The organism is Dehalococcoidales bacterium (assembly GCA_030698765.1).
Classification (GTDB): domain Bacteria; phylum Chloroflexota; class Dehalococcoidia; order Dehalococcoidales; family UBA2162; genus JAUYMF01.
On sequence record JAUYMF010000166.1, the window covers coordinates 1 to 8,393 of the forward strand.

At 55.1% G+C, this 8,393-nt stretch carries 8 protein-coding genes; all 8 read left to right on the top strand.

Going from position 1 to position 8,393, the window contains the following annotated elements; genetic code table 11:
- Positions 1–671 (top strand): queuosine precursor transporter (locus Q8Q07_08070; GenBank protein ID MDP3880238.1); only part of this gene is annotated, 671 nt, incomplete at its 5' end.
- 27 nt (positions 672–698) lie between these two features.
- Positions 699–1,469 (top strand): MBL fold metallo-hydrolase, encoded by a 771-nt coding sequence (locus Q8Q07_08075; GenBank protein MDP3880239.1) that lies wholly within the window; start codon positions 699–701, stop codon positions 1,467–1,469.
- Between the two features lie 222 nt (positions 1,470–1,691).
- Complete coding sequence (locus Q8Q07_08080) at positions 1,692–2,168, top strand: Mut7-C RNAse domain-containing protein (protein MDP3880240.1); 477 nt, start codon at positions 1,692–1,694, stop codon at positions 2,166–2,168.
- Between the two features lie 37 nt (positions 2,169–2,205).
- Complete coding sequence (locus Q8Q07_08085; GenBank protein ID MDP3880241.1) at positions 2,206–3,609, top strand: FAD-linked oxidase C-terminal domain-containing protein; 1,404 nt, start codon at positions 2,206–2,208, stop codon at positions 3,607–3,609.
- A gap of 283 nt (positions 3,610–3,892) precedes the next feature.
- The gene (locus tag Q8Q07_08090) at positions 3,893–5,455 is read left to right on the top strand and encodes an NAD(P)H-hydrate dehydratase (protein MDP3880242.1); all 1,563 of its coding nucleotides are present in this window, start codon (positions 3,893–3,895) and stop codon (positions 5,453–5,455) included.
- Positions 5,456–5,469: 14 nt separating this feature from the next.
- Positions 5,470–6,237: a type III pantothenate kinase gene (locus tag Q8Q07_08095; protein MDP3880243.1), complete on the top strand. Its 768-nt coding sequence runs from the start codon at positions 5,470–5,472 to the stop codon at positions 6,235–6,237.
- Between the two features lie 115 nt (positions 6,238–6,352).
- Positions 6,353–7,567 carry a bifunctional phosphopantothenoylcysteine decarboxylase/phosphopantothenate--cysteine ligase CoaBC gene (gene coaBC / locus Q8Q07_08100; protein ID MDP3880244.1) on the top strand — a complete coding sequence of 405 codons (1,215 nt, stop codon included), beginning with the start codon at positions 6,353–6,355 and terminating at the stop codon, positions 7,565–7,567.
- The gene (locus Q8Q07_08105) at positions 7,551–8,015 is read left to right on the top strand and encodes a hypothetical protein (protein MDP3880245.1); all 465 of its coding nucleotides are present in this window, start codon (positions 7,551–7,553) and stop codon (positions 8,013–8,015) included. The genes coaBC and Q8Q07_08105 overlap by 17 nt, the downstream gene beginning before the upstream one ends.
- Positions 8,016–8,393: the final 378 nt, after the last annotated feature.

The window sequence follows — 8,393 nt, forward strand, 5'->3', positions numbered from 1 at the left end:
AGATAATGCAAATCTCAAATCGTTTTGTCATTATTACCGCGATTTTTATTACCTGTCTTATCACGGCCAATATCATCGCCGTCAAGATAGTGAGCCTCGGCTTTCTGGTGCTGCCGGCGGCTGTCTTCGTTTTCCCCCTGAGCTATATCTTCGGTGATATCCTTACCGAGGTCTATGGCTACCGCTGGACGAGGAAGATCATCTGGCTCGGGTTCATTTGTAATCTTATCTTCGTCTTCTTTGCCTGGGTAGCGCAGGCACTGCCGCCGGCTTCTTTCTGGGAGGCGCAGGCCGCTTACGAGCGCATCCTGGGCTATGCGCCAAGATTAATGGTTGCTTCCTTTCTCGGTTACCTTGCCGGTGAGTTCACCAATTCCTTTATCCTGGTAAGGATGAAGATCCTGACGCGGGGTCGCTGGCTGTGGAGCCGGACTATCGGCTCTACTATCATCGGGCAGGGGCTGGACACTGCGATATTTATTACCGTTGCCTTCGCCGGTACCCCCTCGTTTTTGCCGGTAATCATTCTGTACCACTGGCTGGCGAAAACGGCTATTGAAGCCCTGGCGACACCGCTGACCTACGTGATAGTAAACTCTCTAAAGAAGCGAGAGGCGATTGACACTTATGACTATGAGACGAATTTTAATCCCTTCTCTATTGCTGATTAGGTCATCACCGGGGTCAGGGTATCCGTTATGAAAATCCGGATTCTGGGAGCGCATAACTGCGAATCACAAAATACCCGGCTTCTCAGTTTGCTGGTTGATGATATCCTGGTACTGGATGCCGGCGGGCTTACTTCCAGCCTGTCTTTTGCGGAGCAGCAGAAAGTTGAGGCGGTACTGCTCACCCATCATCATTATGACCATGTCCGCGATATACCTGCCCTGGCGATGAATTCTTACCTTTCCGGCGCCACTTTCCGTATTTATGCCCCCCCGTCTGTCCATGATGCGTTGACTACCCGCCTGCTCGATGGGAAATTCTATCCCAATTTCCTGGAACGGCCCCCGGAGAACCCCACGGTTAAGTTCACCGTGGTCGAACCGCTAAAGCCGGAGCAGGTTGAAGGCTATAGTATCCTACCTGTCCCGCTAAACCACTCCGTTCCGGCCGTCGGCTACCAGGTGACGGCTTCCGACGGGAAGGCGATATTCTACAGCGGGGACACCGGGCCGGACATGGCTGACTGCTGGCGGCAAGTCTCACCGCAGTTGCTTATCATTGAAGTCACCGCCTCGAACCGGTTTACCAGTTTCGGCAGGGAGTCAAAGCACCTTACCCCAGACCTGCTCAAAGAAGAGCTGGGGGTCTTCCTTGAGCTTAAGGGTTATCTGCCCCGCGTGGTCACCGTTCACATGAGTCCCGGACTGGAAGATGAAAGTAGAGCGGAAATAGCGACTGTTGCCGAAGAATTAGCTATCACAATCTCTCCAGCCTATGAAGGTATGGAAATCAGTGTTTGAAGGGGGAGTTTGAGGGGGGCGAAGCTCCTCTTTCATATAGATGTCATTGCGAGGAGCAAAGCGACGAAGCAATCCGTGAGGGGGAGCGTAAACATACCCGACCCGGATTGCTTCGCCCTCGGGACTTCGGCGTGAGACTTCGGCGTGAGCTCAGTCGAACGCTTAGTCGAACGCTGAACTCGGGCTGAAGCCTCCCGACAAGTTTACCCCGTCGATAACATTTTGAAATTCATCGTAGACCATAATGTGGGGAAGCTGGTCAAGTGGCTGAGGATGATAGGGTATGATACCCTGTTCTTCAATGGCGATGATGACTGGGAAATGATAATTACCGCCCTGGCCGATAAACGGGTGATACTGACACGGGATACCCAGGTCATGAAGAGGGGGGTCATCGCCAGCGGCCGGCTCAAAGCCGTTCTCATCGAGAGCGATGACCCGGAACAGCAAAAGCGGCAGGTGGCGGAAGCGCTCGACCTGGGAGGCAAAGCCCGACCGTTTACCATCTGCCTGGAGTGCAATCAGCCCCTGGTGGAGAGGGATAAAGAGCAGGTGAAGGGACGGGTCCCGCCCTATGTATTCCGGACGCAGAGTCACTATATGGAGTGCCCCGCCTGTCACCGGATTTACTGGCGGGGAACTCACTGGCAGGCGATGAACCAGGGACTGGAAAGAATCGGCAAGGGTAAGGCTGAGTAATCCCTGGTTCAGTATACAGACGAGAGGAGAGAAGGATATGACAACCGGGAGTTTTGGCAAAGTAACCGGAGAGGTGTTGACGCTACTGGCCGGGATAGTTGGCGACAGGAATGTCCTCAGCGGAGATGAGCGGCAGAACTACTCCCGTGATGAGACGCTGCGGGTTGATCCGGTGCTTCCTGAAGTGGTGGTTATCCCCGAAGATACCGGCGCGGTGGCCGGGGTGCTCAAGCTGGCTAATGATAGAAGGATTCCGGTCACTCCCCGGGGCGGGGGGACGGGACTATCCGGCGGTGCTGTGCCCATTTATGGGGGGATTGTTCTCTCTCTGGAGAGAATGAACAGAATCCTGGAGATAGATAAGGAAAACTTTGTCGCTGTCGTTGAGCCGGGGGTTACCCTGGCCGAGGTTTATAAGGCTGTGGAGGAGGTCGGCCTTTACTATCCTCCCTATCCCGGTGAGCCGAATGCTACCATCGGCGGTAACGCGGCCACCAACGCCGGCGGGATGAGGGCCGTGAAATACGGTGTCACCAGGCACTCGGTACTGGGGCTGGAGGCGGTCTTACCTGATGGGGAGGTATTATCCACGGGGGGGAAGTTCGTTAAATGCGCCACCGGATATGACCTGACCCAGCTGATCATCGGCTCGGAAGGGACATTAGGGGTAATCACTAAAATTACCTTGAGGCTGATTCCTCCGGCAGGGAGAAGGGAAATCCTTTTTGTCCCTTTCCATAGCCTGCATGACGCGATTGATTCCGTCCCTGACATCCTTAAAGAGAGGATACTGCCGGTCGGTATCGAGTTTATGGAGAAGGACATTATCGATATGGTCGAACAGCATACCGGCAAAGAGATCCCGTTACACCAGTATCAGGCTTTTCTGCTGATAATGGTGGAAGCGGATAGCGAGGATGACTTTCATGTTATCGCCGAACGCATCGGCAAGATTTGCCTGGGTCACGGCGCGGTCGATATCTTTGTCCCCGGTAGTGAGCGGGCGAAGCGGAATCTCCTTGAGGCCAGGGAGAAGTTTTATACCGTCATCGGGCATTATGGCGTACTCAATGTTTCCGATGTCGTTGTCCCGCGCAGCCATATCGCTGAATTTGTGAAAAAAACCAAGGAGATTGCCGCTGAATACGGCATCCCACTGGTGACTTACGGGCATGCCGGGGACGGCAATGTACACCTGCACCCGATGGGGCAGGGTAGTAAGGAGCTTGAAGAAAAGGGTAAAGAGCTATTGAAGAGAATCTATGAGGTGGGGGTGTCTTTCGGTGGGACAATCTCCGGTGAGCACGGCCTCGGTTTTGTCAAGAAAGGCTACCTTCCGATAGCTTCTGACCGGGCCAAGATAGACCTGATGAAGAGGATCAAGCTGGCTTTTGACCCCAACAATATTCTGAATCCGGGCAAGGTCTTTGACCTGGACTAGCCGACTGTAACACACAATTTTGTGCTCCGAAATCTGGGTTGTCTTTGCGAGGAGGCGGAGCCGACGAAGCAATCTCAAGCCTGGCGAACAACCAGCATCCAGATTGCTTCACCTTCCGCCGGAGTTTACCCCGTACACCGATACGGGGTCGGAAGGGTCTCGTAATGACGGTCTCTTTCCTCAAATATAGCTGTTACCGGGCACTAGCCCTGCAAAAAAGAGGTTGACCGCAGCCAGGCTTATTGCTACACTCAGTGTACTAATACTAATCCGCGGGTGAGATATGAAAATCTTAACTGTTGAGCAGATGCGTCAGGCAGAACGGGACTCCGCCCGTATTGGTCTGCCGGCGAGCCAGCTTATGGAGAACGCGGGCAAAGCGGTGGCTGATGAGGTCAGACGCATCCTCGGCGCGGTCAACCGGCAGTGCATCCTGGTACTGGTCGGCCCCGGCAATAACGGGGGGGATGGCCTGGTGGCTGCCCGCCATCTTCACGACTGGGGGGCCAGGGTTGAACTTTACCTTTTCGGACAAAGGAGTCCGGACGACCGGAGCTTTGAGATGGTCAGGGAACGCGGCATAACCTGTGTCGATGCCGCTCTGGACAAGAATCAGAACAGACTTAGTTCATTGCTAGAGACGGCTACCGCCGTGATTGATGCTGTCTTCGGTACCGGAAAAAGCCGCTCGCTGGCGGATAACTTCGTTGCCGTGTTCGAACGCGTTAATGAAACCAGAAAGAAGCGCCACGCTCTGCGCATCATTGCCCTGGACTTGCCCTCGGGGCTTGATGCTGATAGCGGGTCCGTTGATGCGGCCTGCCTTTACGCCGATGATACGATCACTCTTGGCTTTCCCAAGCCGGGCCTGTTTAATTTTCCCGGGGCGGAGAGAGCGGGCAGGATAACGGTGGCTGATATTGGCATCCCCGCGTACCTGGCGGAAGAGGAGGCCGCTGAGCTTATCACGGCTGACTGGGTAGAGTCGGTTCTTCCCGGACGTCCGCTCGGCGCTAACAAGGGGACATTCGGTAAAGTGCTGGTGATGGCAGGCTCACTCAACTACATCGGCGCTGCCTACTTGGCGTGTGATGGCGCGATGAGAGCTGGCGCCGGACTGGTAACGCTGGCAACGGCGACCAGTTTGCAGCCTGTTCTGGCCGCCAAGCTGACCGAAGTTACCTATCTGCCTTTACTTGAGTCCAGTCCCGGAATCATTGCGGCGGAAGCTGCCGCAATGATAAATCAGGAACTCAAGAATTATGATGTGTTCTTTCTGGGTTGCGGACTGGGACAAAGCCCCTCGGTCCGCCAGCTGGTTAAATCGGTCCTTTTCCGGCAGAAGCCGGCACCGGCTCGTCTGGTTATCGATGCTGATGGCCTCAATACCCTGGCCAAAACAGTGCGCTGGTGGCAGCGGTTGCCCGGTGATGCTATACTTACTCCACATCCCGGCGAGATGGCCAGGATGACCGGACTTTCAATAGATGAGGTGCAGTCAGACAGGGCGAGCATTACCGTAAGGTTAGCTCAGCAGTGGCAGAAGACCGTTGTCCTGAAAGGAGCTTATACCGTTATCGCTTCACCTGAAGGGCAGATCAGGATTAGCCCGGCGGCAAACCCGGGCCTTGCGTCAGCCGGTACCGGAGACGTTCTCGGCGGTGTTATTGCCGCGCTTCTGGCGCAGGGACTGAACCCTTTTGATGCTGCCGCCTGCGGCGTCTACCTTCACGGTGCGGCCGGTGAACTTGTCAGGAACAGGCTGGGTGATACCGGGATGATTGCCACCGATCTCTTGCCGGCGTTGCCGCTGGCAATCAAGCAACTGAAAGAAAACAGGGGTTAGCAGAGAAGAAGGCGATGCTACTAGCCGTTGATGTTGGTAATACTAATATCACCCTCGGGGTCTTCGATGGTGAAGAGATCCGGGCTACCTGGCGCATGGCGACCAATGTCAACCAGATGGCGGATGAGTACGCCGCTCTGCTTTTAAACCTGCTTCAATATAAGGGCATTTCTCCGCTTGATATAAAGGATATCGTCCTGTGCAGTGTTGTTCCGCCGCTGACCACCACTTTCGCTGACCTGGCGCAGCGGTACTTTCACGTGGCGCCGCTGATAGTAGGGGCCGGAGTTAAGACCGGAGTCAGAATCCGGATGGACAACCCGAGAGAGGTCGGCGCTGACCGCATCGCCGACGCTGCCGCTGCCCACCATCTTTACGGTGGCTCGGTAATCGTTATTGACCTGGGTACAGCCACCACCTTCGGCATCATCTCGAAAGAAGGCGACTACATCGGCGGCATTATCGCCACCGGCATTGCCACGGCTGCCGAGGCCCTGTTCACCCGGACGGCGCAGCTACCCCGTGTTGAGCTGGTCCGCCCCAGGCATGTCATCGGCTCCAATACGGTCGCCGCCATGCAGTCGGGGATTATCTATGGCTATGCCTCCCTGGTTGAGGGAATGCTGTCCCGTATCCAGCAGGAACTGGGGGAAAAAGCCCTGGTAGTGGCTACCGGTGGTTATGCCGGCCTTATTGCCGGAGAAACGGCGGTAATCGACCGGGTGAACCCTGATTTGACACTCATCGGGCTGAGGCTTATTTACCTGATGAATAAAGAATAGGGGAGTCCCAGAATGGGGCGAAGCCCCATGTCATTGCGAGAAGCGTGGCGACGAAGCAATCCGTGAGAGGAGGCGTAAACGGAATGATCTCGCAATGACAGTTGAGGAGGTACTAATGCTAACCAATAAGACGGTGGTGCTGGGTATTTCCGGAGGTATCGCCGCTTACAAGGCAGCTGACCTGGCCAGTAAACTGACCCAAGCCGGGGCTGAGGTCAGGGTGGTGATGACGGAATCGGCACAGAAGTTTATCACTCCGCTGACCCTGCGCAGCCTGACCAACTGCCCAGTGGTGACCACAATGTGGGAGCTTGCCTCCGAGTTCAGCATCGAGCATGTCGCCCTGGCGGAAGCGGCCGATGTCGTCGTCATCGCTCCGGCGACGGCCAATGTCATCGCCCGGATAACCGCCGGTATCGCCGATGATATGCTGACCACCACCGTGCTGGCGACGGAAGCGCCGGTGATTATTGCCCCGGCGATGAACGTTAATATGTACCGGAACCCGGTTACCCAGGAAAACCTGGCGAAGCTGAAAGCCCGCGGTTTCACCATCATCGGCCCGGCTTACGGGCGTCTGGCTTCGGGTAAAATGGGGCTGGGCCGTTTGATTGAGAATGAGCAGATAATCGGCACTATCCGGCAGGTGCTGGGCAGAAACGGCGACCTTGCCGGTAAGCACATTGTGGTTACCGCCGGGGGTACCCAGGAAGCCATCGACCCGGTGCGCTATATCAGCAACCGCTCTTCGGGGAAGATGGGCTATGCCGTGGCCGAGGCGGCACGGGATAGGGGGGCTAAGGTAACTCTGATTTCCGCGCCCACATCCCTTCCCGAGCCGGTAGGCGTTGAGGTCACACAGGTGGTCAGCGCCGCGCAGATGAAAGAAGCCGTGGTCAAAGCTGTGGCCAGGGCTGATGCCCTGATCATGGTGGCGGCGGTGGCTGACTACCGGCCGCAGAGTGCGTCCAAAGGCAAAATAAAGAAGGAAAAAACCACCGGGCTGACCCTGGAGCTGGTCAGGACGCCGGATATCCTGGCTGAGGTTAAAGGGAACTTCATCAAGGTGGGCTTTGCCGCTGAGAGTGAAGACCTGCTCGCCAATGCTAAAGAGAAACTGGCAAGCAAGCAGCTTGACCTCATCGCCGCCAACGACATTACCGCCCCCGACAGCGGCTTCGGCGTCGATACCAATAAAGTGACCCTGATTGACCGCGACGGCAAGACCGAAGAACTGCCCCTGATGAGCAAGAGAGAAGTAGCCGATAGGATTCTGGACAGGGTGGTGAGGTTGGTGGGGAAGGAGAGAGAAAATGCGGAAAAGGATTAGTTACGCTTTCTTTACCTGCACTTTGGCTTATGTGCTGGCGGCAATCATAATCTTTATCCTTTCTGTGGCGCAGACAGGATGGGAAAGAATAGATAGTGACGCAGGCACGTTCTTAATAAGCGCCCTGACGTTGGCGCTATCCGAGTTCAGCTGGTGGGGTGACTTCTATTATCTGGCAATTCTGGTACCCTGGCTGTCATCAGCTCTAATGCTAATACTCCTTGTATATCTGTTTAAAGGAGCAGGACCAAGACGCGTACTGGGAGGGCTGAGTATCGGTGCCTATTATTTGGCGATGTTTCTGGTCTTTATCATCAACGGTCTGATTGGCGGGTGGGAAGATATAACCTACCCCCTGTTGATGCTGTGGCCATTGGCGGGCTTTGGATTGGGTTATCTAGCAACTTTTATCCTTGAAAAGATGGTAATGCCCCAGCTTACAGGGTGATTATTGCGGAGGTAATTTGGGATGTTCCAAAGGATTGTCCCGGGGGAAATCCCCCTGTAGTCCCCCTTTACGAAAGAGGGAGCAGAGTTCTCCCTTTGAGAAAGGGAGAATGAGAGCGATTTAATCAGGGGAGTCTAAGGGGGGCGCAGCTCCTCTTCTACAACCATCCCCTTCCCCTTAATCAAGGGGAAGGGGTCATCCTGAGAGAGTTCTCCTTGAAGGGGATGGAGGGACGTATATTTTCCAATGTCACCCCTGCGAAAGCAGGGGTCTAAAGGTAATAAGAATAAAGTTGTATTATCGGCTTACTTGCCATTAAAAGAGGCACGAGTTAGATTCCCGCTTTCGCGGGAATGACAAAAACATGTAAATGAGTTC